Origin of the sequence: Agrococcus beijingensis (assembly GCF_030758955.1) — a bacterium.
Lineage (GTDB): Bacteria > Actinomycetota > Actinomycetes > Actinomycetales > Microbacteriaceae > Agrococcus > Agrococcus beijingensis.
This window is the reverse complement of record NZ_CP132360.1, coordinates 1,885,869-1,912,539: the sequence shown is the minus strand read 5'-3', so window position 1 is coordinate 1,912,539 and position 26,671 is coordinate 1,885,869. Positions and strand designations below refer to the sequence as shown.

General features: G+C 70.6%; 26 protein-coding genes and 3 tRNA genes. 24 read left to right on the top strand and 5 right to left on the bottom strand.

The window, feature by feature from the left end:
- The first annotated feature begins 225 nt into the window (after positions 1 to 225).
- Entirely contained in the window at positions 226 to 1,332 is a 1,107-nt protein-coding gene (locus tag Q9250_RS09215) for a M23 family metallopeptidase (RefSeq protein ID WP_306231575.1), read from the top strand.
- Between the two features lie 70 nt (positions 1,333 to 1,402).
- Here Q9250_RS09215 and Q9250_RS09210 read toward each other — a convergent pair whose 3' ends face one another.
- Complete coding sequence (locus Q9250_RS09210) at positions 1,403 to 3,049, bottom strand: glycoside hydrolase family 13 protein (RefSeq protein WP_306231574.1); 1,647 nt, start codon at positions 3,047 to 3,049, stop codon at positions 1,403 to 1,405.
- A gap of 177 nt (positions 3,050 to 3,226) precedes the next feature.
- On the opposite strand from Q9250_RS09210, the gene Q9250_RS09205 reads away from it, so the two are divergent.
- The 15 genes from Q9250_RS09205 (at position 3,227) to Q9250_RS09135 (ending at position 16,877) form a co-directional block, all read left to right on the top strand.
- Positions 3,227 to 4,480: a sugar ABC transporter substrate-binding protein gene (locus Q9250_RS09205; protein ID WP_306231572.1), complete on the top strand. Its 1,254-nt coding sequence runs from the start codon at positions 3,227 to 3,229 to the stop codon at positions 4,478 to 4,480.
- 112 nt (positions 4,481 to 4,592) lie between these two features.
- Positions 4,593 to 6,137, top strand: a complete 1,545-nt coding sequence (locus tag Q9250_RS09200; RefSeq protein WP_422665035.1) for an ABC transporter permease subunit — start codon at positions 4,593 to 4,595, stop codon at positions 6,135 to 6,137.
- The gene (locus Q9250_RS09195; RefSeq protein WP_422665034.1) at positions 6,137 to 7,063 is read left to right on the top strand and encodes a sugar ABC transporter permease; all 927 of its coding nucleotides are present in this window, start codon (positions 6,137 to 6,139) and stop codon (positions 7,061 to 7,063) included. The genes Q9250_RS09200 and Q9250_RS09195 overlap by 1 nt, the downstream gene beginning before the upstream one ends.
- A gap of 80 nt (positions 7,064 to 7,143) precedes the next feature.
- Positions 7,144 to 8,676: a sodium-dependent transporter gene (locus Q9250_RS09190; protein WP_306231570.1), complete on the top strand. Its 1,533-nt coding sequence runs from the start codon at positions 7,144 to 7,146 to the stop codon at positions 8,674 to 8,676.
- The gene (locus tag Q9250_RS09185) at positions 8,673 to 8,801 is read left to right on the top strand and encodes a methionine/alanine import family NSS transporter small subunit (RefSeq protein WP_306231569.1); all 129 of its coding nucleotides are present in this window, start codon (positions 8,673 to 8,675) and stop codon (positions 8,799 to 8,801) included. Before Q9250_RS09190 ends, Q9250_RS09185 begins: the two co-directional genes overlap by 4 nt.
- Before the next feature lie 117 nt (positions 8,802 to 8,918).
- Positions 8,919 to 9,266: a DUF485 domain-containing protein gene (locus Q9250_RS09180; protein ID WP_306231568.1), complete on the top strand. Its 348-nt coding sequence runs from the start codon at positions 8,919 to 8,921 to the stop codon at positions 9,264 to 9,266.
- Positions 9,266 to 10,843, top strand: coding sequence for a solute symporter family protein (locus tag Q9250_RS09175; protein ID WP_306231567.1), 1,578 nt, complete (start codon positions 9,266 to 9,268; stop codon positions 10,841 to 10,843). The genes Q9250_RS09180 and Q9250_RS09175 overlap by 1 nt, the downstream gene beginning before the upstream one ends.
- 80 nt (positions 10,844 to 10,923) lie before the next feature.
- A complete protein-coding gene (locus Q9250_RS09170; protein ID WP_306231566.1) occupies positions 10,924 to 12,894 on the top strand; it encodes a glycoside hydrolase family 13 protein in 1,971 nt (656 codons plus the stop codon).
- Between the two features lie 87 nt (positions 12,895 to 12,981).
- Positions 12,982 to 13,053, top strand: a tRNA-Thr gene (locus Q9250_RS09165).
- A 38-nt stretch (positions 13,054 to 13,091) separates the two neighbouring features.
- A tRNA-Met gene (locus tag Q9250_RS09160) sits at positions 13,092 to 13,165 on the top strand.
- A 156-nt stretch (positions 13,166 to 13,321) separates the two neighbouring features.
- Positions 13,322 to 14,323, top strand: a complete 1,002-nt coding sequence (locus Q9250_RS09155) for a homocysteine S-methyltransferase family protein (RefSeq protein ID WP_306231565.1) — start codon at positions 13,322 to 13,324, stop codon at positions 14,321 to 14,323.
- Positions 14,324 to 14,333: 10 nt separating this feature from the next.
- On the top strand, positions 14,334 to 14,783 hold the full coding sequence (locus Q9250_RS09150; RefSeq protein ID WP_306231564.1) for a MaoC family dehydratase N-terminal domain-containing protein: 450 nt from the start codon (positions 14,334 to 14,336) through the stop codon (positions 14,781 to 14,783).
- Positions 14,780 to 15,205, top strand: a complete 426-nt coding sequence (locus Q9250_RS09145; protein WP_306231563.1) for a MaoC/PaaZ C-terminal domain-containing protein — start codon at positions 14,780 to 14,782, stop codon at positions 15,203 to 15,205. Before Q9250_RS09150 ends, Q9250_RS09145 begins: the two co-directional genes overlap by 4 nt.
- Complete coding sequence (locus Q9250_RS09140; RefSeq protein WP_306231562.1) at positions 15,202 to 16,365, top strand: UDP-N-acetylmuramate dehydrogenase; 1,164 nt, start codon at positions 15,202 to 15,204, stop codon at positions 16,363 to 16,365. Before Q9250_RS09145 ends, Q9250_RS09140 begins: the two co-directional genes overlap by 4 nt.
- Before the next feature lie 59 nt (positions 16,366 to 16,424).
- Entirely contained in the window at positions 16,425 to 16,877 is a 453-nt protein-coding gene (locus tag Q9250_RS09135; RefSeq protein ID WP_306231561.1) for an SRPBCC domain-containing protein, read from the top strand.
- 30 nt (positions 16,878 to 16,907) lie between these two features.
- Here the strand turns inward: Q9250_RS09135 and Q9250_RS09130 are convergent, their stop codons facing one another.
- Both Q9250_RS09130 and rraA read right to left on the bottom strand, forming a co-directional pair.
- Positions 16,908 to 18,101 carry a pyridoxal phosphate-dependent aminotransferase gene (locus tag Q9250_RS09130; RefSeq protein ID WP_306231560.1) on the bottom strand — a complete coding sequence of 398 codons (1,194 nt, stop codon included), beginning with the start codon at positions 18,099 to 18,101 and terminating at the stop codon, positions 16,908 to 16,910.
- A gap of 9 nt (positions 18,102 to 18,110) precedes the next feature.
- Positions 18,111 to 18,587 (bottom strand): ribonuclease E activity regulator RraA, encoded by a 477-nt coding sequence (rraA, locus tag Q9250_RS09125; protein WP_306231559.1) that lies wholly within the window; start codon positions 18,585 to 18,587, stop codon positions 18,111 to 18,113.
- A gap of 174 nt (positions 18,588 to 18,761) precedes the next feature.
- On the opposite strand from rraA, the gene Q9250_RS09120 reads away from it, so the two are divergent.
- From Q9250_RS09120 to Q9250_RS09085, 8 genes are all read left to right on the top strand, one after another.
- Positions 18,762 to 18,834: transfer RNA gene (locus Q9250_RS09120), tRNA-Trp, on the top strand.
- Between the two features lie 132 nt (positions 18,835 to 18,966).
- Positions 18,967 to 19,170 carry a preprotein translocase subunit SecE gene (gene secE / locus Q9250_RS09115; protein ID WP_422665104.1) on the top strand — a complete coding sequence of 68 codons (204 nt, stop codon included), beginning with the start codon at positions 18,967 to 18,969 and terminating at the stop codon, positions 19,168 to 19,170.
- On the top strand, positions 19,145 to 19,894 hold the full coding sequence (nusG, locus tag Q9250_RS09110) for a transcription termination/antitermination protein NusG (RefSeq protein WP_422665103.1): 750 nt from the start codon (positions 19,145 to 19,147) through the stop codon (positions 19,892 to 19,894). The genes secE and nusG overlap by 26 nt, the downstream gene beginning before the upstream one ends.
- 75 nt (positions 19,895 to 19,969) lie before the next feature.
- Positions 19,970 to 20,401 carry a 50S ribosomal protein L11 gene (rplK, locus tag Q9250_RS09105; RefSeq protein ID WP_306231557.1) on the top strand — a complete coding sequence of 144 codons (432 nt, stop codon included), beginning with the start codon at positions 19,970 to 19,972 and terminating at the stop codon, positions 20,399 to 20,401.
- 96 nt (positions 20,402 to 20,497) lie between these two features.
- Positions 20,498 to 21,187, top strand: a complete 690-nt coding sequence (gene rplA / locus Q9250_RS09100; protein ID WP_306231556.1) for a 50S ribosomal protein L1 — start codon at positions 20,498 to 20,500, stop codon at positions 21,185 to 21,187.
- Between the two features lie 124 nt (positions 21,188 to 21,311).
- Positions 21,312 to 22,718: an Nramp family divalent metal transporter gene (locus Q9250_RS09095; protein WP_306231555.1), complete on the top strand. Its 1,407-nt coding sequence runs from the start codon at positions 21,312 to 21,314 to the stop codon at positions 22,716 to 22,718.
- The gene (locus Q9250_RS09090; RefSeq protein WP_306231554.1) at positions 22,708 to 23,433 is read left to right on the top strand and encodes a FadR/GntR family transcriptional regulator; all 726 of its coding nucleotides are present in this window, start codon (positions 22,708 to 22,710) and stop codon (positions 23,431 to 23,433) included. Before Q9250_RS09095 ends, Q9250_RS09090 begins: the two co-directional genes overlap by 11 nt.
- A 34-nt stretch (positions 23,434 to 23,467) precedes the next feature.
- Positions 23,468 to 24,496, top strand: a complete 1,029-nt coding sequence (locus Q9250_RS09085; protein WP_306231552.1) for an L-idonate 5-dehydrogenase — start codon at positions 23,468 to 23,470, stop codon at positions 24,494 to 24,496.
- Positions 24,497 to 24,520: 24 nt separating this feature from the next.
- On the opposite strand, the gene Q9250_RS09080 is transcribed toward Q9250_RS09085, so the two are convergent.
- Both Q9250_RS09080 and Q9250_RS09075 read right to left on the bottom strand, forming a co-directional pair.
- Entirely contained in the window at positions 24,521 to 25,171 is a 651-nt protein-coding gene (locus Q9250_RS09080; protein ID WP_306231551.1) for a response regulator, read from the bottom strand.
- Complete coding sequence (locus Q9250_RS09075) at positions 25,168 to 26,529, bottom strand: sensor histidine kinase (RefSeq protein WP_306231550.1); 1,362 nt, start codon at positions 26,527 to 26,529, stop codon at positions 25,168 to 25,170. The genes Q9250_RS09080 and Q9250_RS09075 overlap by 4 nt, the downstream gene beginning before the upstream one ends.
- Positions 26,530 to 26,671 lie beyond the last annotated feature (142 nt).

Genomic DNA, 26,671 nt, shown 5'->3' with positions numbered 1-26,671 from the left:
GCGCTGCCCCAGCGTGCCGTTGCTCCTGACTGCCGGTTCATGCTTTCATCGATCTCGGCAGTGCCGCCGGCTGAAGATCAGCGCCGCGGCGCCCAGACCGCAGATCAATAGGAATCCTTGAGCGTGACGCACCCCACCCGACGAGCCCCCGGCTCGTCTCCCGTGGACGCCGCGCGACCCTCGACGGCTGCGAACCGGGCCCCTGCGCCATCGACGCGCCGTGCGATGCGCGATCGCGAGCGCGCCGCCGAGGCGATCGCGCAGACCAACAGCGAGGCCCGCGCGGCAGCGCGCGTCACGGTCGTCGAGGGCTCCGCCCCGCTGTACACGACGCGCCGCGCGATGCGCGACGCGGCCACCCAGGCCGCCCGTGAGCTGCCGGTGACGATGGCGCAGTCGACGTTCACTGCGCCCATCATCACCGTCGATGCGCCGTCGCTCGGCAACGGCGGCGACCGGCTGCCGGGTGCCCGCCCCGCGGTGCGCCCGCTGGCGCCGCGCGTGGTGCGCAAGCCGTTGACCATCACCGCTCCGCCGAAGCGCCGCACGAGCGCGCGCGGCATCGCGCAGAAGATCACCGCCGGCGGCGCGCTGCTGTTCATCGGCTCGCTCGTCGTCGTCACCTCGCTGCCGGCGCAGGCCGTGCAGGCACCCGCCGGCATCGACCCGCAGGTCGCCGAGATGCACTACGAGGGCGAGCAGACGCTCGCGGGTGTCGACGCCGAGGCAACCACCTACTTCGCGCGCGACGACATCGCGGTCAACGACCAGGTGGCTGCCGCCCGCATGTCGGAGGGCGAGCGCGCCGCGTTCCAGGCCGTCGCCGACAGCGAGACGCCCGGGACGTCGTACGGCGGCGACCCGGCCTTCCCGCAGGTGTGGGGCATGCTCAGCACCAGCTTCGTGCAGACGCCCTTCCCGAACCTCGACCAGGTGCCCATGTCGAGCGGCTTCGGCAACCGGCCCGGCGGCTTCCACGGCGGCAGCGACTTCACCCCCGGCGTCGGCACCGACATCCGGCCGATCGCCAACGGCGTGGTCTCGGCGGTCTTCCAGGGCGACAACCCGGGCGGTGGCGGCTACTCGGTCTTCATCGATCACAACGTCGACGGCCAGTTCGTCCAGTCCTGGTACGGCCACATGTTGCCCGGCTCGATCCAGGTCGAGGTCGGCGACGTGGTCGACATCACCACGATCATCGGCCAGGTCGGCAACTCCGGCCGCTCGACCGGCCCGCACCTGCACCTCGAGATGAAGAACGGCGACTACATCTCGTTCAACGCGACCGTGTGGCTGCAGACGCGGGAGATGCAGCTGGAGTACCGCCGCTAGGCGACGACAGCGACGGCGAAGGCCGCGACCGTCCGAGAGGACGAGCGCGGCCTTCGCCGTTCCGCACGAGCTAGACGGTGCGCACCCAGACGACGTCGTCGGCCGACAGGGACGCCGCGTCGAGCGGCGACGACGTCAGCAGGATCTCGCCGCGCGGCACGTCGACCGCGTCGTGGCCGAGGTTCGCCACCACGGTGACGTCGCCGTTGCGGAAGGCGAGCGCCGTCGGGCCGACGTCGAGCCACTCGAGGGTGCCGCGCGCGAGGCCGAACTGCTCGCGCAGGGCCAGCGCCCGTCGGTACATCTCGAGCGTCGAGCCGGCCACGCCCTCCTGCGCGTCGCGGGCGAGCCTCGCCCACTCGGCGGGCTGCGGCAGCCAGCTGGCGCCGGAGTCGTTGAAGCCGTAGGCGGGCGCGTCGGCCTCCCACGGGATCGGCACGCGGCAGCCGTCGCGCCCCCACAGCTCGCCCTGCGTGCGTGCGAAGGTCGGGTCCTGGCGCTGCAGGGCGTCGATCGCCGTCACCTCGGGCAGGCCGAGCTCCTCGCCCTGGTAGAGGTAGGCGCCGCCCGGCAGCGCCAGCATCAGCGCGGTCGCGGCGCGGCCGCGGCGCAGCGACACGACCGGGTCGGCCTTGGAGATCGACGTGGGGCCGATGCCGGCGCCGTGGGGCGGCGGCGGCACGAGCGCCAGCCGGGTGCGGTGGCGGATCGTGTCGTGGTTCGACAGCACCCAGGTCGGCGGAGCGCCGACCGCGCCGAAGACCTCGATCGACTCGTCGATCACGGGTCGCAGCCGCTTCGCGTCCCACGGCGTCTCGAGGTAGACGAAGTTGAACGCCTGGTGCATCTCGTCGGGCCGCACGAACCGGGCCATCTTCTCGAGCGGGCTCACCCACGCCTCGGCGCACAGCACGCGGTCGCCCTCGTACTCCTCGAGCACGGTGTGCCAGCGGCGGTAGATCTCGTGCACGTGCTCCTGGCCGAAGTACGGCGACTCCATCGAGCCGGCCTCGGCCATCTCGGCGTCGACGTCCGGCAGCCCGGCCGCCTTGGCATTGCCGTGCGCCACGTCGACGCGGAAGCCGTCGACGCCGCGGTCGAGCCAGAAGCGCAGCACGTCGACGAACATGTCGCCCACCTCGGGGTTGTCCCAGTCGAAGTCGGGCTGCGAGGCGTCGAACAGGTGCAGGTACCACTGGCCGTCGGGCACGCGGGTCCAGGCCGGGCCGCCGAAGACGCTCTGCCAGTTGTTCGGCGGCAGCTCGCCGTCGACGCCCTTGCCGTCGCGGAAGATGTAGCGGGTGCGGGCCTGGCTGCCCGGCCCGGCGGCGAGCGCCTCCTGGAACCAGGCGTGCTGATCGGAGGAGTGGTTCGGCACCAGGTCGACGATCACCCGCAGGCCGAGCTCGTGAGCCTTGTCGAGCATCCGATCGAAGTCGTCGAGGGTGCCGAAGATCGGGTCGACGTCGCGGTAGTCGCTGACGTCGTAGCCGGCGTCCTTCTGCGGCGATCGGTAGAAGGGGCTCAGCCAGATGGCGTCGACCCCCAGCTCGGCGACCTGCGGCAGCCGTGCGGCGATGCCGGCGAGGTCGCCGATGCCGTCGCCGGAGGCGTCGGCGAAGCTGCGCGGGTAGATCTGGTAGATGACTGCGGAGCGCCACCACTCGTCACCGGTGGTGGTCGCGGGCGCTGCGGATTGCGTCGTGGCGTCGGTCATGCGCACCAGGCTATGCGGATGCGTCTGGGCGCGTCGGTGGGATTGTCACGACTTGCCAACGATTGATCCCGCTCGCGTGCGACGGCTTGCAACCGGTCTCGGCGTCGGTCACCATGAGCCGGGCACTGCCGACGATGGCCGTCGGTGTGGCAGCCCCGACAGCTGAAGGAAGGCACCATGAAGCACAGCAGCCTCATGAAGATCGCGGGAGTCGGTGCGCTCGCGCTGACGCTCGCCGCATGCGCAGGGGGCGGCACCCCCGCCCCCGCCGAGTCGTCTGCAGCTGCCCCGGAGGGCGGCGGCAACCTCGTGATCTGGATGGACGAGAACCGGGCAGAGGCGCTCGAGGGCGTCATCGGCACGTTCGAGGAGGAGACCGGCACGACGGTCGAGATCGTCATCAAGGAGTTCGGCTCGATCCGCGACGACCTGACCACCCAGGCGGCATCCGGCGAGGGTCCCGACGTCGTCGTCGGCGCGCACGACTGGATCGGCAAGCTCGTGCAGAACGGCGTCGTGGCGCCGATCGAGCTGGGCGACGCGGCCGCGGACTTCCAGGAGGTCTCGATCCAGGCCATGACGTACGAGGGTGCCGTCTACGGCGTGCCCGCGTCGGTCGAGAACATCGCGCTGGTGCGCAACACGGCGCTCGCGCCCGACGCGCCCGCCAGCTGGGACGACATGATCGCGAACGGTCAGGCCGCCGTCGCGGCCGGCACCGCGCAGTTCCCCGTGCTCGTCGGCATCGACCCGAACAACTCCGACCCGTACCACCTGTTCCCGCTGCAGGCCTCGTTCGGCGGCCCGCTGTTCGGTCAGAACGACGACGGCTCCTACAACGCCGACGACCTGCAGATCGGCAACGAGGGCAACGTGCAGTTCGCGCAGGCGCTCGCCGAGTGGGGTGCCGCCGACATCATCAACGAGAACATCTCGGGCGACATCGCCAAGGAGCAGTTCGCCGCCGGCGCCAGCCCGTACACGATCACCGGTCCGTGGAACCTGGCGACCTTCCAGGAGGCCGGCATCGACTACGCGATCTCCGAGATCCCGGCTCCGGGCGACCTGCCCGCAACGCCGTTCGTCGGCGTGCAGGGCTTCATGCTCTCGGCATTCGCGCCGAACCCCATCGTCGCGACGCAGTTCCTCACCGAGTACGTCGCCAGCGAGGAGGCGCAGACGGCCATCTACGAGGGCGGCCAGCGCGCACCGGCACTGACGGCGGCCTTCGAGGCGGCGCAGTCGAACGAGGATGTTGCCGCGTTCGGCGAGGTGGGCGCGAACGGCGTCCCGATGCCGAACATTCCCGCGATGGACGCCGTGTGGGGCGACTGGGGCACCACGGAGATCCAGATCATCACCGGCCAGGGCGACCCCGCGACGCTGTGGACCGACATGGCGGCGAAGATCCAGGCCACGATCGGCGGCTGATCGACCAGCGGTCGGCGTCGCCGTCTCGCCCACATCCATCGCATCCCGACCGGAGCAGCCCGTGACGACGACGTCCCCAGCCCCCGCCGCGCGGCGCAAGCGAAGCCTCGCCATGCAGCCGACCAGCGTGCGTTCCACGCTCATCAAGATCGCCCTGCTCGCGGTGGTCGACGCCATCGCGGTGTTCGCGGCGACGGTGCTGTTCTTCCAGGAGAACTGGATCGTGCTCGGCGTGCTCGCCGTCGGCACGGTCATCGTCAACTGGGTCTACCTGAGCCCGGGCCTGCTGCCCGGGAAGTACCTGACCCCGGGCCTCATCTTCCTGGCGATCTTCCAGGTCTTCGTCATCGTCTACACGCTCTTCATCGCGTTCACGAACTACGGCGACGGGCACAACTCCGACAAGGAGGATGCGATCGCCGCCGTCGTGCTCCAGAACACGGTGCGCGTCGAGGGATCGCCCGCCTACCGCGTCACCGTGGTCGAGGGCTTCGAGGGCCTCGGCCTGCTGGCGACCGCGCCCGACGGCGAGGTGCTGGTGGGCAGCGCCGAGCAGCCGCTGGCGCCGCTCGACCCCAGCGCGGTCACGCTCAACGACGACGTGGCGGTCGCGGCCGAGGGCTGGACGGCGCTCGCGCTCGATCAGCTGCTGCAGCGCCAGCGCGAGATCGCCGACCTGCAGGTGCCCTTCAGCGACGACCTCGACGACGGCTTCCTGCGCACGACGGATGCGAGGCTCGGCTATCAGTTCCAGTCGACGTTCGTCTACGACGAGGCGGCCGACACCATGACCGACACGGTCAACGGCGTCGTCTACCAGGACCTGGGCAACGGGCAGTTCGAGACCACGGACGGCGAGGTGCTGGGCACCGGCTGGCAGATCTTCGTCGGCTTCGACAACTTCCTGAAGCCCTTCCAGGAGCAGCGCTATGGCTCTGCGCTGCTGGGGGTGCTGGTCTGGACCTTCGCGTTCGCGATCCTGTCGGTCGCCCTGTGCTTCGTGCTCGGCCTGTTCCTGGCGATCACCTTCAACGACGCGCGCATGCGCTCGCGCAAGATCTACCGCATCGTGATGATCCTGCCCTACGCCTTCCCGTCGTTCCTCGCGGCGCTGGTCTGGCTCGGCCTGTACAACACGCAGTTCGGCTTCATCAACGAGGTGCTGTTCGGCTCCGCGGACATCCCCTGGCTGTCGGATCCGTGGCTGGCGAAGCTCTCGGTGCTGATCGTCAACGTCTGGCTCGGCTTCCCCTACATGTTCCTGGTGTGCCTGGGCGCCCTGCAGTCGATCCCAGAAGAGCTCACCGAGGCGGCGACCGTCGACGGCGCCAACGGCTGGCAGGTGTTCCAGCGCATCAAGTTCCCGCTGCTGCTGGTGTCGACCGCGCCGCTGCTGATCGCGTCGTTCGCCTTCAACTTCAACAACTTCAACACGATCTACCTGCTCACCGGCGGCGGGCCGCGCATCCTCGGCGTCAGCGAGAACGTGGGCCACACCGACCTGCTGATCACGCTCGTCTACAAGACCGCCTTCGAGGCCGGCACCGGGCGAGAGTACGGCCTCGCCTCGGCGCTCGCCATCATCATCTTCATCATCATCGCGACCATCTCGACGATCGCGTTCCGGCAGACGAAGGCCCTCGAGGAGCTGAACTGATGAGCATCGAGATCGAACCCATCGCCGCCGGCCTGCAGCGCGACGAGCGCCGGCCCGCTCCGCAGCCCAGGATGAGCTTCCGCAAGTGGCTGCGCGAGCTCGGCTGGCGCCACCTCGTCGGCATCGCGGTGGGCCTGTTCGCGATCTTCCCGCTGCTCTACGTGCTGAGCGCGTCGCTCAACCCGAGCGGCTCGCTGACGGGCTCGAACGTGCTCTTCCGCACCATCGCCTTCGACAACTACGTCACGCTGTTCACCGATCCCAACCGGCCATACGGCGCCTGGTTCGCCAACACGATGCTGGTCGGCATCGTCACGTCGCTCGCCACGGTGTTCCTCGGCGCGCTCGCCGCCTACTCCTTCAGCCGCATGCGCTTCACCGGTCGCCGCGCGGGCCTCCTGAGCCTCGTGCTGGTGCAGATGTTCCCGCAGATGCTCGCGATCGTCGCGATCTACATCCTCATGCGCGGCATCTCCGACGTCTTCCCGGCGATCGGCCTCGACAGTCAGATCGGCCTGATCCTGGTCTACCTCGGCGGCGCGCTCGGCGTGAACACCTACCTGATGTACGGCTTCTTCAACACGGTGCCCGCCTCGATCGACGAGGCAGCGAAGATCGACGGCGCCGGCCACGCGCGCATCTTCTTCACGATCATCCTGCGCCTGGTCGCGCCGATCCTCGCGGTCGTCGGGCTGCTCTCCTTCATCGGCACCGCGAGCGAGTTCCTGATCGCCTCGGTCATCCTCCAGAGCCCCGAGAAGCTGACGCTGGCCGTGGGCCTCTACCGGCTCATCTCCGACGAGAACAACGCCAACTTCCCGCTGTTCGCCGCCGGCGCGGTGCTCGCCGCCATCCCCGTGATGGTGCTGTTCCTCTGGCTGCAGAAATACATCGTCGGTGGCCTGACCGCCGGCGCGGTCAAGTAGGGGAGCGCCCCCGGCGCCGTCCTGTGGCAAGGTGGCGGCATGTCCCACAGTGCAGCGAAGCGCCGCTCGGCAGGCGCGCGATGACCGTCACCAAGGCACCGATCGATCGCGGTCGATTCTCGAACAAGACCGTCTTCATCATGGCGGCCATCGGCTCGGCCGTCGGGCTCGGCAACATCTGGCGGTTCCCCTACGTCGCCTACGAGGGCGGCGGCGGCGCGTTCATCCTGCCGTACCTCGTCGCGCTGCTCGTCGCGGGCATCCCGCTGCTGCTGCTCGACTATGCCATCGGGCACTCGCAGCGCGGCTCCGCGCCGCTGTCGTTCGCCCGCCTGTCGCGTCGGCTCGAGTTCATCGGCTGGTGGCAGGTCGCCATCTGCGTCGTCATCGCCGTCTACTACGCGGCGATCCTCGCCTGGTCGGCGCAGTACGTGGGCTTCTCCTTCACCCAGGCGTGGGGCGACGACCCGGAGACGTTCTTCTTCGAGGACTTCCTGCGCTCGCAGTCGACGTCGATCACGCTCGACTTCGTGCCCGCGGTGCTGATCACCATGCTGATCGTCTGGCTGCTGCTGATCGTCGTGATGGCGCTGGGCGTCCAGAACGGCGTGGGGGCGACATCCGTCATCTTCATCCCCGTGCTGCTGATCGCCTTCGGCGCGCTCGTGGTGCAGGCGCTCTCGCTGCCCGGTGCGATCGACGGCCTCCAGACGCTCTTCCAGCCCAACTGGGTGGCGCTGCTCGACCCTGCGGTGTGGGCCAGCGCCTTCGGGCAGATCTTCTTCTCGCTGTCGGTCGGCTTCGGCATCATGATCACCTACGCCTCCTACGTCGGGCGCAAGATCGACATGACCGGTTCGGCGTTCGTGGTCGGGTTCGCGAACTCCGGCTTCGAGCTGCTCTGCGGCATCGGCGTGTTCTCGGCGCTCGGGTTCCTCGCTCAGGCATCGGCGGTGCCGGTCGACGAGGTGGTCGCGCAGGGCATCGGCCTGGCGTTCGTCGCCTTCCCCGCGATCATCTCCGAGGCGCCGCTCGGCACGCTGCTGGGCGTGCTGTTCTTCACCTCGCTCGTGCTCGCCGGGTTCACGTCGCTCGTCAGCATCATGGAGGTCGTCATCTCGGCGGTGCGCGACAAGCTCGAGCTCGGCCGGGTCGCCGCGACGCTCGTCGTGACCGTGCCGATCGCGCTCGTCAGCATCCTGCTCTTCTCGACCACGAGCGGACTCACGGTGCTCGACATCTCCGACTACTTCATCAACCGCTTCGGCATCCTGCTCGTCGCGCTGGTGGCGATGCTCGCGGTCGGCTGGGGCATCCGCCGCGTGCCCTGGTTCGCCGAGCACATGAGTCGCTACGGCTCGATCCGGCTGGGGCGCTGGTGGGTGGCGCTCGTGCTGTTCATCACCCCCGTGCTCGTCGCCTTCATGCTGGTGCTCGAGGTGATCGACGCGGTGACCGTGCCCTACGGCGGGTACGCGCCCTGGATGCTCGCGGTGTTCGGGTGGGGGATCGCCGCCGCCGCGCTGCTCGCGGGCATCCTGCTCGCGATCCCGAAGTGGAAGGCGTCGACGCCGCTCGAAGCGCCGACGCACGACGAGGAGGTGATCCGATGACCGCGGATGCCGTGGTGCTGATGGTCGTGAGCATGGTCGTGCTGTGGGGCGGCCTCGCCGCCGCCATCGTCAACATCGTGCGGTTCAAGGGCCCGGAGCCCACCGAGTCGATGCGCGATCTCTGACTTCCGCTCGCAGGATCTCTGAGCGTCGCTTGAGCCGACGCTCCGGCAGCGGATAGTCTGCCCCGACTGCGAAGATGCAGCGGGTGCAGCGTTGCGCCCGAGAGATGGAGCGTTCCCATGGCCGAGCATGACGATCCGATCGCCGAACGGAGCGTGGCCATGCAGGCCTCGCCCGAGTTCCAGCACCTCCGGCGCACCTTCATGCGCTTCATCGTGCCGGCTGCGGCGATCTTCCTCGCCTGGTACCTCGCCTACGTGCTGATCGCCGGTTTCGCGCCCGACTTCTTCGCCACCCGCGTCGGCGACAGCTACATCAACATCGGCCTGCTGTTCGGGCTCGGCCAGTTCGTGACCACTTTCGCGATCACGATGCTCTACAGCCGCTGGGCGAACCGCGTCTACGACCGCCAGGCAGAGCCGCTGCGGCACGAGATGGAGCAGGTCGTCAAGGTCGGGAGCGCCTGATGCCCGAGATCAATCCCGTCATCAACATGATCGTGTTCGGCCTGTTCGTCGCGGTCACCCTGTTCATCGTCATCCGCGTCTCGCGTCAGAAGGCCACCGAGAACGAGTTCTACGCCGCCGGCCGCTCGTTCTCGGGCCGCCAGAACGGCGTCGCGATCGCGGGCGACTACCTGTCGGCCGCCAGCTTCCTCGGCATCTGCGGCGCGGTCGCCGTGGCCGGCTACGACGGCTTCCTCTACTCGATCGGCTTCCTGGTCGCCTGGCTGGTCGCGCTGCTGCTCGTCGCCGAGCTGCTGCGCAACACCGGCCGGTTCACGATGGCCGACGTGCTGAGCTTCCGGCTCAAGCAGCGGCCGGTCCGCATGGCCGCCGCGCTCGCGACGCTCGCCGTGTGCTTCTTCTACCTGGTGGCGCAGATGGCCGGTGCCGGCGGCCTCGTCGCGCTGCTGATGGGCTTCAGCGGGCCGCTCGCGACGTCGATCACGATCGCCGTCGTCGGCGTGCTGATGATCGTCTACGTGATCGTCGGCGGCATGAAGGGCACCACCTGGGTGCAGATCATCAAAGCTGTGCTGCTGATCGCCGGCGCCGGCATCATGACGGTGATCGTGATGGTCATGGTCGGCTTCGACTTCAACGCGCTGCTCGCGCGCGCGGTCGAGGCGTCGCCGCAGGGCGAGGCGATCCTGGCACCCGGGCTGAAGTACACGAACCCGGTCGACTTCCTGTCGCTGGGCCTCGCGCTCGTGCTCGGCACAGCCGGCCTGCCGCACGTGCTCATGCGCTTCTACACGGTGCCCTCCGCCAAGGAGGCCCGACGCAGCGTCGTCTGGGCGATCTGGCTGATCGGCATCTTCTACCTGTTCACGCTCGTGCTCGGCTTCGCTGCCGGCGCCCTCGTCGGCCCCGAGACCATCACCGCAGCACCCGGCGGCGAGAACTCCGCGGCACCGCTGCTGGCGCTCGCGCTCGGCGGTCCGGTGCTGATGGCGATCATCTCGGCCGTCGCGTTCGCGACGATCCTCGCGGTCGTCGCAGGCCTCGCGATCACGGCCGCGACGTCGTTCGCGCACGACATCTACGCATCCATCATCAAGCGCGGCGACGCCGCGCCGGGTGCCGAGGTGAAGGTCGCGAAGCTCACCGTGATCGTGATCGGCCTGATCGCGATCGTCGGCGGCATCGTCGCGCAGAACCAGAACGTCGCCTTCCTGGTGGCGCTCGCGTTCGCCGTCGCGGCCAGCGCCAACCTGCCGACGATCCTGTACTCGCTGTTCTGGCGCAGGTTCAACACCGGCGGTGCGCTCTGGTCGATGTACGGCGGGCTCATCTCGTGCGTGCTGCTGATCGTCCTGTCGCCCGCCGTCTCGGGCGGGCCGAAGTCGATGTTCCCCGACGCCGACTTCGCGATCTTCCCGCTGTCGAACCCCGGCATCGTGTCGATCCCCCTGGCGTTCCTGCTCGGCATCATCGGCACCCTGGTGACGAAGCCGTCGCCGGACCACGCGGTGAAGCAGGCCGAGATGGAGGTGCGCTCGTTCACGGGCGCCGGCGCCGAGAAGGCCTCGGAGCACTGACCCGGCCCGGCCCTCCCGATGCCGCGCGCGCCTGGCCGACGCGGTGCCGGGAGGGCCGGCGCATGCCCTAGCGTGGTCGCGTGCTCCAGCCCCACCACGACGGCTCCGCCCTCCACGTCTCGACCCTGACGCCCGAGCTGGGCGACATCGTCACGGTGCGCCTGCGCATCCCCGTCTCGAACGACGAGCCGCTCGAGGTGCTCGTGCGCTCGTGCCCCGACCGGGAGCCGTTCTTCAACAAGGCGGTGCATGTCGGCACCGTCGGCTCTTTCCACTGGTGGGAGGCCGAGATCCGGGTCGCGAACCCCGTGCACCGGTATCGCTGGCTGGTGCACTGGCAGTCGGGCCAGACCGACTGGATCAACCAGGAGGGCGTGCACCGCATCGAGACCCGCGACGACGCCGACTTCGCGCTCGTCGCGCACCCGGCGCCGCCGGCATGGGCGACGGATGCGGTGCTCTACCAGGTGTTCCCCGACCGGTTCGCGCGCTCAGAGCAGGCGGCGCAGCACGCGACGCCCGAGTGGGCGACGGCCGTCGCCTGGGACGAGCCCGTCATCGGCTCCGGCCCGGGCGTCTCCGAGCAGCTCTACGGCGGCGACCTGGCGGGCGTCGAGGCGCACCTCGACCACCTGGTCGACCTGGGCGCGACGGTGCTCTACCTGACCCCCGTCTTCCCGGGGGCGTCGAACCACCGGTACAACGCATCCACCTTCGACGAGGTCGATCCGCTGCTCGGCGGCGACGAGGCGCTCGTCTCGCTCGTCGAGGCGGCCCACGCGCGCGGGCTCAAGGTGATGGGCGACCTCACCAGCAACCACACCGGCGACACCCACGACTGGTTCCTGGCCGCTGCGGCCGACGAGCAGGCGCCCGAGCGCGACTTCTACTACTTCCACGAGGGCGGCACCTACGCCTCGTGGCTCGGCCACGCGTCACTGCCGAAGCTCAACTGGAACTCGCAGGAGCTGCGCGACCGCTTCATCGAGGGCCCCGACTCGGTGGTCGGCAAGTGGCTGCGCCCGCCCTACTCCTTCGACGGCTGGCGCATCGACGTCGCCAACATGACGGGCCGCTACGAGGGCGATGACCTGAACGCCGAGGTACGGCAGATCATCCGGCGCACGATGATCGACATCAACCCCGACACGCTGCTGCTGGGCGAGTCGACCAACGACGCGACCGACGACTTCCAGGGCGACGCCTGGCACGGCGCGATGACGTACGCCAACTTCACGCGCCCTGTCTGGGGCTGGCTGTCGGTGCCGGGCTCGGCCGCGTTCGGCGGTCTCGGCATGGCGCGCTCGGTGATCCCCTCGTACACGGGGGTCGACGTGCACGCGCAGCACCAGCGCTTCGTGGCGGGCATCCCGTGGCGCACGCGGCTGCACAACATGAACGCGCTCGACACGCACGACACCCCCCGGTTCGCGACCAACGCGCTGCCGGGCGCCGTGCCGGCGGCGCTCGGCATGGCGGTCTCGCTGCCGGGCATCCCGGTGGTCTGGGCCGGCGACGAGCTGGGGCTCACGGGCGTCAACGGCGAGGACTCCCGCACGCCAATGCCGTGGGCGACCATCGAGAGCCACGCCGACACGATCGCGCTGCACCGCGAGCTGCTCGCGCTGCGGGCCGCTCAGCCCGCCCTGCGGGGCGGGGGGATGCGGTGGCTGCACGTGGGCGAGGAGGTGCTGGTCTGGGTGCGCGAGACGGTCGAGTCGAGCGTGCTGTGCGTCGCCGCGCGCGGCTTCTACGACGTGGTGCTCGAGGAGGGCGCGGTCGCCATCGACGGGCCGCCCGAGGCGCTCTTCGGCGACGGTGGCATCGCGGCGTTCGGCCTGGGCGGCCTGCGGCTGACCGGCTCGGGGCCGTCGTTCGCGGCATGGCAGCTGCCCGGCATCGCTCTGCCGACGACCGACGGCGACGAGGAGCGGGCGCAGCGCGACCTGCTCGACCAGAACGCGTCGCAGGATGCCGCGCTCGCGCACGGCGAGCCGGCCGCCCCGACGCTGACGGCCGCCTGGAGCAAGGACACGCTCGACGAGGAATGAGCGTCGGCAGCGGCCCGGCGCGCGATCCGCGGTTCGCGGGAGCCTGCGCGACGGTGCTATGATTTTCCGGTTGCCTGCAAGGGCTTCGCCCCGGTAGCTCAGTGGTAGAGCACTTCCATGGTAAGGAAGGGGTCGCGAGTTCAATCCTCGCCCGGGGCTCGCGTTCGCTTGATGCTTCGTGCTTGGGTGAGCGTTCTGGCGGGGTAGCTCAGTTGGTGAGAGCGCACGACTCATAATCGTGAGGTCGCGGGTTCGAACCCCGCCCTCGCTACCGCCTCGAAGGGCCCGGTCTTGACCGGGCCCTTCGCACGTGTAGGCACCGTGGCCCGGTTCCACGACCGGGCCTTTCGCACGTGTCGGCACCGGAGTATCCTGCGCGCCAGGAGGCCCCCCAGCGGCCCCATCCCTCGATCCGAGGAGGACGACGATGTCCACCGTCGCGCGTCGCAGCACCGCCGTCAACATGACGACGAAGCCATCGACGCATCACCACGTCGTGCCCAACCGCACGACCAGCGCCTGGCCCTCCGCAGCGCATCCGTATGTCACCGACGGCGGCCTCGAGACCGACCTGATCTTCAACCACGGCGTGCAGCTGCGGGAGTTCGCCGCCTACCCGCTGCTGCGCACCGAGCGCGGCCGGGCCATGCTCGACGCGTACTACGACGGCTACGCCGAGATCGCCCGCCGACACAGCACCGGCCTGCTGCTCGAGACGCCCACCTGGCGCGCGAGCGCCGACTGGGGAGCCCGGCTCGGCGACGACCGGCGCACGCTCTACGACGTCAACGTGCAGGCCGTGCGACACCTGCACGGGCTGCGCGAGCGCTACGCCGACCTGCCGGAGGTGCTCATCAGCGGTGCGATCGGGCCGCGCAACGACGCGTACGCCGACATGCCCGAGATCGACCCGGATGAGGCCCGCATCTACCACGAGCCGCAGATCGGGGCGCTGGCCGAGGGCGGCGTCGATCTCGTCACCGCCTTCACGCTCTCCGACCCGGGCGAGGCGATCGGCATCGCCAACGCCGCGTTCTTCCACGGCCTGCCGGCGGTGATCGGCTTCACCGTCGAGACCGACGGGCGGCTCCGCAGCGGCCTGACCCTGCGTGAGGCGATCGAGACGGTGGACGCCGAGACCGACACCGTCCAGTACATGATCAACTGCGCGCATCCGCAGCACGTGCAGCACGCCATCGACGACGGCGCCTGGCGCGAGCGGGTGGTGAGCGTGCGCTACAACGCCTCGACGAAGAGCCACGCAGAGCTCGACGACGCGACGAGCATCGACGCCGGCGACATCGACGAGCTGCGGCGCGGCCACGACGCCCTGCGCGCACAGCTGCCGGGCCTCGCGGTCGTCGGCGGATGCTGCGGCACCGACAGCCGGCACGTCGCCGCGCTGTGGGAGGAGCGCACGCCTGCCTAGACTGGCTGGCGTGCCAGTGAACCCCGAGATCCAGGGCCGTCAGTACCCGCCCACGGCCCCCTACCTCGTCGGACGGGAGAAGGTGCGCGAGTTCGCGCGCGCCGTGCAGGCGACGCACCCCGAGCACCACGACGTCGAGGCCGCGCGCGCCGCGGGTCACGCCGACGTGATCGCTCCGCCGACGTTCGCGATCGTCATCCAGCAGCTCACCTGGAACCAGCTGCTCGACGACCCGACCGCGGGCATCGTGCTCGAGCGCATCGTGCACGGCGACCAGCGCTTCACCGCCTCGCGGCCCATCGTGGCGGGCGACGAGCTCACGGCGCAGCTGACGGTGACGCGCGTGCGCTCGCTCGGCGGCAACGACATGGTGACGTGCGAGACCGAGGTGACGGATGCGTCGGGCGCCCACGTGGTCACGGCCACGTCGTCGCTCGTGGTGGCGGGGGAGGCAGCATGAGCGAGACGGCGAACGGGCTCGGCGAGCTCGAGGTCGGTCGGGTGGTCGCCGAGCGCGACCTGCACCTGACCCGCGAGGGCCTGGTGCGCTACGCCGGCGCCTCCGGCGACTTCAACGCCATCCACTACCGCGACGACGTGGCGGCAGCCGTCGGGCTGCCCGGCGTGCTCGCGCACGGCATGCTCACCATGGGCGCCGCCGTGCAGCCGGTGATCGACTGGGCGGGCCCGTCGCGCGTGCTCGACTACCAGGTGCGCTTCACCCGCCCGGTCGTGGTCGACCCCGAGTCCGGCGCCGCGCTGCACGTGGTCGCCACCGTCGGCAAGCTCGACGAGGGCACCGCCCGCATCGACCTCACCGTCACCTTCGCCGACCAGACCGTGCTCGGCAAGGCGCAGGTCGTCGTCGCGACCGACCGATGAGCGCAGTGCGCACCCTCGCCGACGCCACCACCATGCGCGTGGGCGGCGAGGTCGAGACGTGGGTCGAAGCGACCACCCGCGATGCGGTCGCCGAGGCCTTCGCCGCGCTGGTCGCCGACGATCACGAGCCGCACGTGCTGCTCGGCGGCGGCTCCAACACGGTCGCCTCGTCGGAGCCCTTCCCGGGCACCGTGCTCCGGATCGCGACCCGAGGCATCCGCACCCTGCCCGCGGCGCAGCCGCCGCACCGCCCGGCGGGGGAGGAGCCCCCCGCCGACGACAGCGTCGTGCTGCGCGTCGAGGCGGGCGAGCCGTGGGATGCGGTGGTCGCGCACGCGGTCGAGCAGGGCCTCGCGGGCATCGAGGCGCTCAGCGGCATCCCCGGCTCGACGGGCGCCGCGCCGATCCAGAACATCGGCGCGTACGGCCAGGAGGTCGCCTCGACCCTGGTCGGCGTCGAGCTGCTGGAGTCGGAGACGCTCGAGGTGCGGCACGTGCCGGCCGCCGAGCTGCGCCTGGGCTACCGCGACTCGGCGATCAAGCGCGGCCTGCTGCAGGGCGTCGTGCTGTCGGTCGATCTGCGGCTGCGGCGCTCGGCCGACGGCCGCGGGCAGCCGATCGCCTACCAGCAGCTCGCGGGCGCGCTGGGCGTCGAGCTCGGCACGCGCGTGCCGCTCGCCGACGTGCGCGCCTCGGTGCTCGCGCTGCGCGGCTCGAAGGGCATGGTGCTCTCGGAGGATCCCGACTCGGTGAGCGCCGGCTCGTTCTTCACGAACCCCATCGTCTCGGCCCGCTTCGCGAGGGGCCTGCCCGAGGAGGCGCCCCGCTGGTCGATGTCGCCCGAGCTGTCGGCCACCGTGCTGCCGCTCGACGCCGACGCGCCAGACGGCGGCATGGCGGTGCCCTCGCTCGAGCGGCCCGTGCCGCGGGTGAAGCTCTCGGCGGCCTGGCTGATCGAGCACTCCGGCATCGGTCGCGGCTTCTCGCTGCCCGGCTCGCGGGCCGCGGTCTCGTCGAAGCACACGCTCGCGCTCACCAACCGCGGCGGCGCGACCGGCGAGCAGGTCGCCGAGCTCGCCCGCTTCGTGCAGGCGCGCGTCGAGAACCAGTTCGGCGTGCACCTGGTGCCCGAGCCGGTGCTGGTGGGCCTCACGCTCTGACCGAGGCCGGCTGGTTGAACCTCTCAGGCTTGAGTGAGAGAGTCGAGAGCGGGGGTTCCATGAGCGACGACGCAGCAGACAGCAGCACCGCACCGATCGAGATCGAGCTCGAAGTGGCGGTCAGCAGAGCCCGCGCGTGGGACGCCTACGTGCACGGCCTCTCGGAGTGGTGGCACCCCGGCTACACGGCCACCGGCGCCGGGCTCGACCGCATCGAGGTCGATCCGCACGTGGGCGCGCGCATCGTCGAGGTCGGCCGCGACGGCCGCGAGGTCGTCTGGGGCGAGGTGACGGATGCGGTGCCGGGCGAGCGCTTCGCGCACACGTTCCGCCTCTCGCACGAGGGCGACGCGTCGCAGGTCACGCTGACGTTCGACGACCTGCCCCACGGCGGCACGCGCGTGCGCTTCACGCACTCGGGGTGGAACGACTCGAACGCGGCCGGCCGCCTCAAGCACAGCGACTGGCCGCTGCTGCTCGAGCGCTACAAGGCCTACGCCCAGCACATCTGAGGCCGACCGCAGAGCGCCGCCGTGCGCGGCTCAGGCCGCGAAGAGCCGCTGCAGCCGCTGCGCACCCTCGAGCAGCGCGTCGTCGCCGAGCGCGTACGAGAAGCGCAGGTAGCCCGACGGCCCGAAGGCCTCGCCGGGCACCGCCGCGACCTCGGCCTGCTCGAGCATGAGGTCGGCGAGCTCGAGGCTCGACGTGGGCGTGACACCGGCCCACTCCTTGCCCAGCAGCCCCGACACATCCGCGTAGACGTAGAAGGCGCCCTTGGGCGTGGGCACCGAGAAGCCGGGGATCCTCGACAGCTCGGCGACGATCGTCTGCCGGCGCCGGTCGAAGGCGGCGAGCATCTCGGCGACCGCGTCCTGCGGCCCGGTGAGCGCCTCGACCGCGCCGAGCTGCGCCACGTTGTTGACGTTGCTGGTCAGGTGCGACTGCAGGTTGGCGGCGGCCTTGATCACGTCGGCCGGGCCGACCATCCAGCCCACCCGCCAGCCGGTCATCGCGTAGGTCTTCGCGACGCCGTTGACGAGGATCGTGCGGTCGGCGAGGGCCGGCACCGCCTCGACGATCGACAGGGCGCGCTCGCCGTCGTAGGTCAGGTTCTGGTAGATCTCGTCGCTCACGACCCACAGGCCGTGGGCCTCGGCCCACTCGCCGATCTGGCGGATGTGGTCGGCCGGGTAGACCGCGCCGGTCGGGTTCGAGGGGCTCACCATGAGCAGCGCCTTGGTGCGCTCGGTGCGGGCGGCCTCGAGCTGGTCGACCGTCACCAGGTAGCCCTGGTCGGCGCCCGCGAAGACGTCGACCTGCTTCGCGCCCGTGAGCGCGATCGCCTCGGGGTAGGTCGTCCAGTAGGGCGTCGGCACCAGCACCTCGTCGCCCGGGTCGAGGATCGTCTGGAACGCCTGGTAGACCGACTGCTTGCCGCCGTTGGTGACGAGCGTCTGGCCGGGCTCGACCTGCCAGCCGCTGTCGCGGGCGGTCTTCGCGGCGATCGCCTCGCGCAGCACCGGAAGTCCCGCAGCGGGCGTGTAGCGGTAGTTCTTGGGGTCGGCGAGCGCGCGCTGCGCGGCCTCGAGGATGTTCGGCGGCGTCGCGAAGTCGGGCTCGCCGGCGGCGTAGCTGATGATGTCGCCGCCTGCAGCCTTGAGGGCCTTGGCCTTCGCGTCGACCTTCAGGGTCGCGGACTCGTTGATGGCGGCGATGCGCGCTGCGATGCGGTTCACGCTCCCAGCCTAGGGCGCGGGCCGTTCCACGAGCACGCCGTCCTCGTCCGCCCAGAGCATGGCTCCGGGACGGAAGACGACGCCGCCGAACTCGACCGGCGCATCCGCTTCTCCCACGCCGTCCTTCGCGCTCTTGCGCGGGTTCGAGCCGAGCGCCTTGACGCCCAGCGGCAGCTGCGCCAGCGCCGCCCGATCGCGCACCGGGCCGTGGATCACGACGCCCGCCCAGCCGTTCGCGACCGCCGACGCCGCGATCATGTCGCCCATCAGCGCGCTCGCCATCGAGCCGCCGCCGTCGACCACCAGCACCGCGCCGTCGCCGGGCGTGGCGAGCGTCGCCTTCACGAGCCCGTTGTCGCCCAGGCAGCGGATCGTGCGCACCGGGCCGGCGAAGCGCACGCGCCCGCCGAGGTCGAGCAGCGGCGTCTCGAGCGACTGCAGCGACTCGCCGCGCTCGTCGTACAGGTCGGCGGTGGACTGGCTCATGGGCGCCTCCTCGGGTCGCGCCCACGGTATCCTTGGAGCGCGGCATACGGCGGCGCGCTGGCGCAAGTGGACAGCGGGCACCAGGCCGAAGTATGCTGTTCCCTTGGTGGTTGACAACCGCCATGATGTTGCATGCCCTGCACGGGGCCGGCGCGCATGGCTTTCCACCCGCCTAGGGCGGTGGCGCAATTGGTAGCGCAGCGGTCTCCAAAACCGCAGGTTGCAGGTTCGAGTCCTGTCCGCCCTGCTCGAGGCACCCGCCAGGGTGCCTGAAGGCCTCGGCATCTGCCGGGTCGAACGGAACCGAAGGGTCACTGTGGCTGAGAACGCGATCGAGGAGGCACCCCGCACGCGCGAGGGTGCGTCTCGCAACCCGTTCCTGCGCCTGTGGACCTTCCTCAAGGAAGTCCTGGTCGAGCTCCGCAAGGTCGTCACCCCGACCCGCAAGGAGCTGATCCGCTACACGCTCGTCGTGCTGGTGTTCGTCGTGTTCATGATGCTGCTGGTGTCAGGTCTCGACCTGCTGTTCGGCTCCGTGGTCGGCTGGGTCTTCGGCGATCTGCCGCTGTTCGGCCTCGTCTGAGCCCGGCTGCGACGAAACAAGAAGGTGGACTGTGTCTGACGTGAACGACCTCGACATCGAGCTGAACAAGGCGCTCGACGACCTCGTCCCTGCCGACGAGAAGCCGGCCGAGCCGGAGGCTGACCCGTATGACGAGTTCAAGCGCGAGCTGCGCCTGAAGCCCGGCCGCTGGTACGTCATCCACTCCTACGCGGGCTACGAGAAGAAGGTCAAGGCCAACATCGCCTCGCGTGCCGAGAACATGCAGGTCGACGGCATCTACGAGATCCAGGTCCCGACCGAGGATGTCCTCGAGACGAAGAACGGCCAGGCCAAGCGCGTCAACCGCGTCCGCGTGCCCGGCTACGTGCTCGTCCGCATGGAGCTCGACGAGGACACCTGGTCGGTCGTCCGCCACACGCCCGGCGTGACCGGCTTCGTCGGCAACGCCCACAACCCCGCTCCGCTCCGCTTCGACGAGGCCTTCACGATGCTGAAGCCCATCGCCGACGAGCAGCTGGCCGAGCAGCAGAAGTCGACGCCCGCGTCGCAGCCGAGCCAGCTCACCGTCGAGGTCGACTTCGAGGTCGGCGAGACCATCACGATCACCGAGGGCTCGTTCGCGGGCTTCCCCGGCACGATCAGCGAGATCCAGCCGGCGAGCCGCAAGCTCACCGTGCTCGTCAGCCTGTTCGAGCGCGAGACTCCGGTCGAGCTCGGCTTCGGTCAGGTCAGCAAGCTCTAGTCCCCCAGAGGGCTGGATGCGGTCCCGGGCTCCACACGCGAGCCCGCGTCCGCGACACACCAAGAAGGAAGAGACATGGCACCCAAGAAGAAGGTCACGGGTCTGATCAAGCTGCAGATCCAGGCCGGCGCCGCCAACCCCGCACCGCCGGTCGGTCCGGCGCTCGGTCAGCACGGCGTCAACATCATGGAGTTCTGCAAGGCGTACAACGCCGCGACGGAGAACCAGCGCGGCAACGTCATCCCGGTCGAGATCACTGTCTACGAGGACCGCTCGTTCGACTTCGTGCTCAAGACCCCGCCGGCAGCAGAGCTCATCAAGAAGGCCGCAGGCGTCAAGAAGGGCTCCGGCGTGCCCCACACGACGAAGGTCGGCAAGCTGACGCAGGCGCAGGTCGAGGAGATCGCGCAGCAGAAGCTGCCCGACCTCAACGCCAACGACCTCGCAGGCGCTGCGAAGATCGTTGCCGGCACCGCCCGCTCCATGGGCATCACGGTCGAGGGCTGACCCCCGATCCTGCGCTCTGCGCAGACCGAGCCCTCGGGCTCACCAGTGGGAGCGCCGGCCAGGCGCGCACCGCGAACCCTGATCTAGGAGATCCACATGGCACAGAAGTCCAAGGCCTACAAGGCCGCAGCGGCGAAGATCGACGCTGACAAGTCCTACACGGCCCTCGAGGCCGTCGCGCTCGCTCGCGAGACCGGGTCGGCCAAGACCGACTCGACCGTCGAGGTGGCGCTCAAGCTCGGCGTCGACCCGCGCAAGGCAGACCAGATGGTCCGCGGTACCGTTTCTCTTCCTCACGGCACCGGCAAGACCGCTCGCGTCATCGTCTTCGCGCAGGGCCCGGCCGCTGAGGCAGCCATCGCCGCCGGCGCCGACGAGGTCGGCTCCGACGACCTCATCGAGAAGGTCGCCGCGGGCTGGACCCAGTTCGACGCCGCCGTCGCGAGCCCCGAGCTCATGGGCAAGGTCGGCCGTCTCGGCAAGGTGCTCGGCCCGCGCGGCCTGATGCCGAACCCGAAGACCGGCACCGTCACGCCCAACGTGGCGCAGGCTGTGACCGACATCAAGGGCGGCCGCATCGAGTTCCGCGTCGACAAGCACGCCAACGTGCACTTCATCGTCGGCAAGGCCTCGTTCTCGGAGGAGCAGCTCGGTGACAACATCACCGCTGCGCTCGACGAGATCGTGCGCCTCAAGCCGTCGTCGTCGAAGGGCCGCTACGTGCAGAAGGCGACCGTGTCGACCACGTTCGGCCCCGGCATCCCGATCGACGTCACCTCGATCTGAGCGTCTGAGCGACCAGAGCGGCCCCGCCTCGAAGGCGGGGCCGTTCTGCGTCCTCCGGCGAGTGCGACCTATCTGCTAGGCTGACAGGCAAGGCGACAGCCCACACTCGACGAGGAGTCCGTCAATGACGACAGCAGCGAAGCAGGCAACGACCACGTTCAAGGGTCGCGACCCGTACGTGCTCTCCGTCGACGACATCAAGGCGCCGCCCACCACCTGGCGCGGCCGGGCGAAATTCCTCGGCCCCGGCATGATCACCTCGGCGGCCGTCGTCGGCTCCGGCGAGCTGCTCACCGCCACGGCGCTCGGCGCCGAGGTCGGCTTCATCCTGCTGTGGCTGGTGCTCGTCTCCACCTTCGTCAAGGTCTGGGTGCAGGTCGAGCTCGGCCGCTGGTCGATCTCCACCGGCCGCGTGGCCATCGACGGCTACGACGACGTGCCCCCGCGCATCGGCAAGCGCGGCTGGATGGCCTGGCTCGTGCTGCTGATGTTCGTGCAGTTCCTCACCAGCCAGGCGGGCGTGATCACCGCATCCGCCTTCGCCTTCTCGTCGCTCATGCCGATCGGCGGCGGCGACCCCTACGGCCCGGTCTCGATCGGCAGCTGGGTCGCGATCCTCGTCGCGATCGCGATCGCCATCCACCTCTCGAACCGCTACGAGGTCGTCGAGAAGGTCTCCACCGCACTGGTGTTCCTCGTCACCGCCTTCGCCATCGCGACCGTCTTCGTCATCCAGGGCACCGAGTTCGCCTGGACGGGCGCCGACTTCGCCGACGGCATGCGCTTCCAGATCGCCGCCGGCGCGTTCGGCATCGCGCTGTCGATGTTCGGCCTCACCGGCGTCGGCGCCGGCGAGATCACCGCCTACACCTACTGGACCGTCGAGAAGGGCTACGCCGCCTGGACGGGCCCGAACGACGGCTCGAAGGCCTGGACCGAGCGTGCGCGCGGCTGGATCAAGGTCATGAAGCTGGATGCGTGGGTGTCGTGGGTCGTCTACACGGTCGCGACCGCGTCGTTCTACATCCTGGGCGCTGCCGTGCTGCACCCGCAGGGCCTCATCCCCTCGGGCACCGAGGTCATGACCGACCTGTCGTCGATCTTCGACTCGGCCGTCGGCCGCTGGGGCGCCGTGGTCTTCCTCATCGGCGCCGGCATCGCGCTGTTCAAGACGATCGTCGCCAACGTGCCGAGCCTCGGCCGGCAGGTGGGCAACACGCTCGCCATCTTCGGCGCCTTCGACTGGAAGGACCGCGTCAAGCGCGACCGCTGGATGCGCGGCATCATGATCGTGATGCCGATCATCTGGGGCCTGTTCGGCACCGTGATCTCGTCGCCCCTCGCGCTGGTCGTGCTGGCGGGCATCCTGAACGCCGTCTTCCTGATCGGCGTCGCCATCGCCACGCTCTACCTCTCGCGCAAGCAGACCGACCCCTCGGTCCGCGACGGCAAGGCGTTCACCGTCATGCTCATCATCTCCGCCGCCGCCATCGTGTTCGTCGGCGTGATGGGATTGGTCAATGCCTTCTAGCCCGATCGCGTCGACGACGCTCACCGCGCAGGTGCAGCGCGCGATCCTCGAGCTGATCGACGCCGAGGGCCTGGCCCCCGGGCAGTCGCTGCCCTCGACCGCGGCGCTCAGCGAGCGCTTCGACGTGTCGCGGCCCGTGGTGCGCGAGGCGCTCAGCGCCCTGCACGCGATCGGCGCGGTCGAGTTGACGAACGGCCGCAACGCGGTGGTGCGCCGGCTCGACGACCACCTGATCTCGCTCTTCCTGACGCGCGCGCTGCAGGCGACCGACGAGCCGCTCGTCGCGCTCATGGAGGTGCGTGCGCCCCTCGAGATCCAGGCGGCCCGGCTGGCGGCCGAGCGGGCAGACCCGGCCTCCGCGCAGGCGCTCGTCGACGAGGTGCGGCGCATGGCGACGATCGCCTCCGACGGCGATGCCTATGCGCAGGCCGATCTCGACCTGCACCGTCGCATCGCCGAGCTGACCGGCAACCCGGCGCTCGTCTGGTTCACCGGCGCCGTGCGCGACCGCGTGTTCCACGCGATGGTGCAGATCCGCGCGCACCGCGAGCGGCATGGCATGGTCGGCTTCGAGCAGGCCGAGCACATGGCGATCGCGGGCGCGATCGCCTCGGGCAACGCCATGGCGGCAGAGATCGCCATGCGCGAGCACATGGGCGCGGTGATCGACATCACCGACGCCATCGAGCAGCGTGCGCCGCACACCGCACCGTAGGCAGGGCGCGCGAGACGCGCGGCACGATCGAGGGATGTCCATGCTGCAGGCGACGACGATGCGCGCGGTCGTGCTCCACGCGCCCGGCGACCTCCGGGTCGAGCAGCAGCCGGTGCCGAGCCCCGCTGCGGGCGAGGTGCGCATCGCGGTCGCGTGGGGCGGCATCTGCGGCTCCGACCTCTCCTACTGGCGCCACGGCGCATCCGGCACCGCGGTGCAGCGGCACCCGCTGGTGCTCGGCCATGAGATCGCCGGCACGGTCGTCGAGCTGGGCGAGGGCGTGACGGGCGTCGAGCTCGGCGATGCGGTCACCGTGCACCCGGCCACCGTCACGGGTGCGCTGCCCGACGAGCTGCGGGGCCGCGACAACCTGCACCCCGACCTGCGCTATCTCGGCTCCGCCGCGCGCGACCCGCACACGCAGGGCGGCTTCGCCGAGCAGCTCGTCGTGCGCGCAGGGCAGCTGCGCGCGCTGCCCGCGGGGCTGTCGACCAGGGCGGCCGCGCTCGCCGAGCCGCTCGGCGTCGCGCTGCACGCCATCGAGCGGTCCGGCGGCGTCGCGGGACGCCGGGTGCTGGTGAGCGGATGCGGCCCCATCGGTGCGCTGATCGTCGCGGCCGCCGTCCACCAGGGCGCCGAGGTCACGGCGATCGATCCCTCCGAGCGCGCCCGCGGCATCGCGGCGTCGCTCGGGGCGACCGCGACGCTCGACCTGGGCGAGCCGGTGCCCGACGACTTCGACGTGGTGTTCGAGGCGTCCGGCGTCGGGCCCGCGGTGAGCACCGCGATCGACGCCGTGCGGCCCGGCGGCGTCATGGTGCAGGTCGGCAACCTGCCGGCCGAGGCCGTGCAGGCGCGGCTCGGCAGGCTGGTGAGCCGCGAGATCGACCTGCGCGGCAGCTACCGCTTCGTCGACGAGATCAGCGACGCGGTCGCAGCCCTCGCCGAGGGCCTCGACATCGGTCCGGTCGTCTCGCACGAGTTCGGCCTCGACGACCTCGAGCAGGCGTTCGCGACGGCGGCCGACTCCCGCTCGAGCTGCAAGGTGCTGCTGCGCTTCTGAGCTGGTGCGACCGGTGACGGTCGCTCACACCTCGATGAGCCGGTGCTCGTAGGCCAGGGCGATCAGCTGCACCCGCGAGGCGACGCCGAGCTTGCCGAGGATCGCGCGCATGTGCGTCTTCACGGTCGTCTCGGCGACCCACAGCCGCTGGGCGATCTCGGCGTTCGAGAGGCCGCGGGCGGCGAGGGCGAAGAGCTCGCGCTCGCGCTCGGTGAGCGGGTCGAGCACGCTCGTGTCCGGCGCCGGTCGCACCGGGGCGAAGGCGCGCAGCAGGTCGAACGTCTCGGCCGGCGCGATCACCTGCTGCCCGTCGACGACCGCGCGGATCGACTGCACGAGGAACTCGGGCCGGGCGTCCTTGAGCAGGAACCCGCTCGCCCCCGCCCGCAGCGCATCCACCACCGCCCTGTCCTGGCGGATGGTCGTGAGCACGATCACGTGCGGCGGCGGCTCCGGCGCCTCGCGGCGGATCGCGGCGGTCGCGGCGACCCCGTCGAGCACGGGCATGCGGATGTCCATGAGCACCACGTCGGGCCGCAGCTCTCGGGTGCGGGCGATCGCCTGCTCGCCGTCGGCGGCGGTGCCCACGACCTCGAGCCCCTCCTGGCTCTCGAGGATCATCGACAGTCCCTGCAGGAAGAGCTCCTGGTCGTCGACCAGCAGCAGCCGGATCACGCCGGGCCCGCGTCGGCGACGGGGTTGCGGATGCGTCCGTCAGGAAGACGGTCGGGCGTCAGGTCGACCGTGGTCGCCTGCGCCCAGGAATCGGGCTGGCCGGGGTGACGCTGGCGGTGCAGCCGCGTGGCTTCCACAATCCAGGGAGCGACCACATCCTCCGGTCGCGGCGAAGGCGCCTGCGTGGGCAGAGGCAGCGTCGACAGTTGGTCCTCGGTCAGCGGCTCCGTCGGCTCGTGGCTGACGGGCTCGTACGGCAGGTAGGCGCTCACGACGAAGCGGTCGCCCTCGGCGTCGACCTCGAGCGAGCCGCCGGCGACGCGGGCGCGCTCGTGCATGCCGGCGATGCCGCGGCCGGTCGGCTGCAGCGCATCGCGATCGCGGATGGGCGATGACACCGCGAGCGAGAGGCCCGGGCCCGTCCATGCGAGGGTGACGGCGATGTCGATGTCGGATCCGCCGTGGCGGAGCGCGTTCGTCAGGCTCTCCTGCACGATCCGGTAGGCGGCGATGTCGGCCGTCCGCGAGAGGTGGCCGTGCGCGCCCACGTCGTGCAGCACGACCGTCGGGCCCGCGGAGCGCAGCTGCGCGACCAGCCCGGGGATTTCGGCGCTCGTCGCCTGCGGCCGGCGCGCGTCGTCGTCGACCCGCTCGAGCAGCTGCCGCACCTCGACGAGCGCGAGCCGCGCGGTGTCGCTGATGGTCGTGAGCACCGGCCCGATCCGCTCGGGATGCGCCTCGTGCGTGAGGCGCAGGCCCTCGGCCTGAGCGGCGAGGACCGCGAGCGAGTGCGCCATCACGTCGTGGAAGTCGTGCGTGAGGTCGGCGCGCAGCCGCTCGTCGCGCAGCTCGCTCTCGACGACGGTCGTGCGCGCGACTGCCTGCTCCTTCGCCGACTCGGCGCGCAGCGCGTCGCGCAGCGCGCGAGCGCCCAGAGCACACGCCCACGTGGCCATAACGACGAACCAGCCGATGAAGGTTCCCTGGGCCGAGATGCCCCAGGTGGACAGCGAGATGGCAGAGAGCAGCGCGACGGGGATTCCGAGCAGCCCGGCGATCCGCATCGTCGATGCGCTGTAGGCGGCCAGCATGGCGGTCGCGAGCGCGATGAGCAGGGTGAACCACCCGGTTCGCGGGCAGAAGGCTGTCGCGAGGAGCGCGCCAGCTGCTGCCGGGACGAGCGCCCACGCAGGGTGGCGGCGCGCGAGCGACAGGCCAGCGCCGGCAAGGGTCATGGCGAGCAGCCCGACCGGTCCGTCATCCATTCCCTCGAGCAGGAGGGCGCCGAGGACGAGCGCGGCCGCGATCGCCGCGGGCAGCCATGGTGCGATTCGCCCGACGGTCGACGTGAGGGTCATGCGCTCAGGCTAGGGCGGTGCACCCGCGGGCCGCAGCGCATCCGCCCCCATCTCGTCCTCGATGAGGAGGCGCCTCGTCGGGCGGAGCGATTCGCGAAACCCAATCGTGACCCTGCTGTGACATTGTTCGCGCGCAACTGCG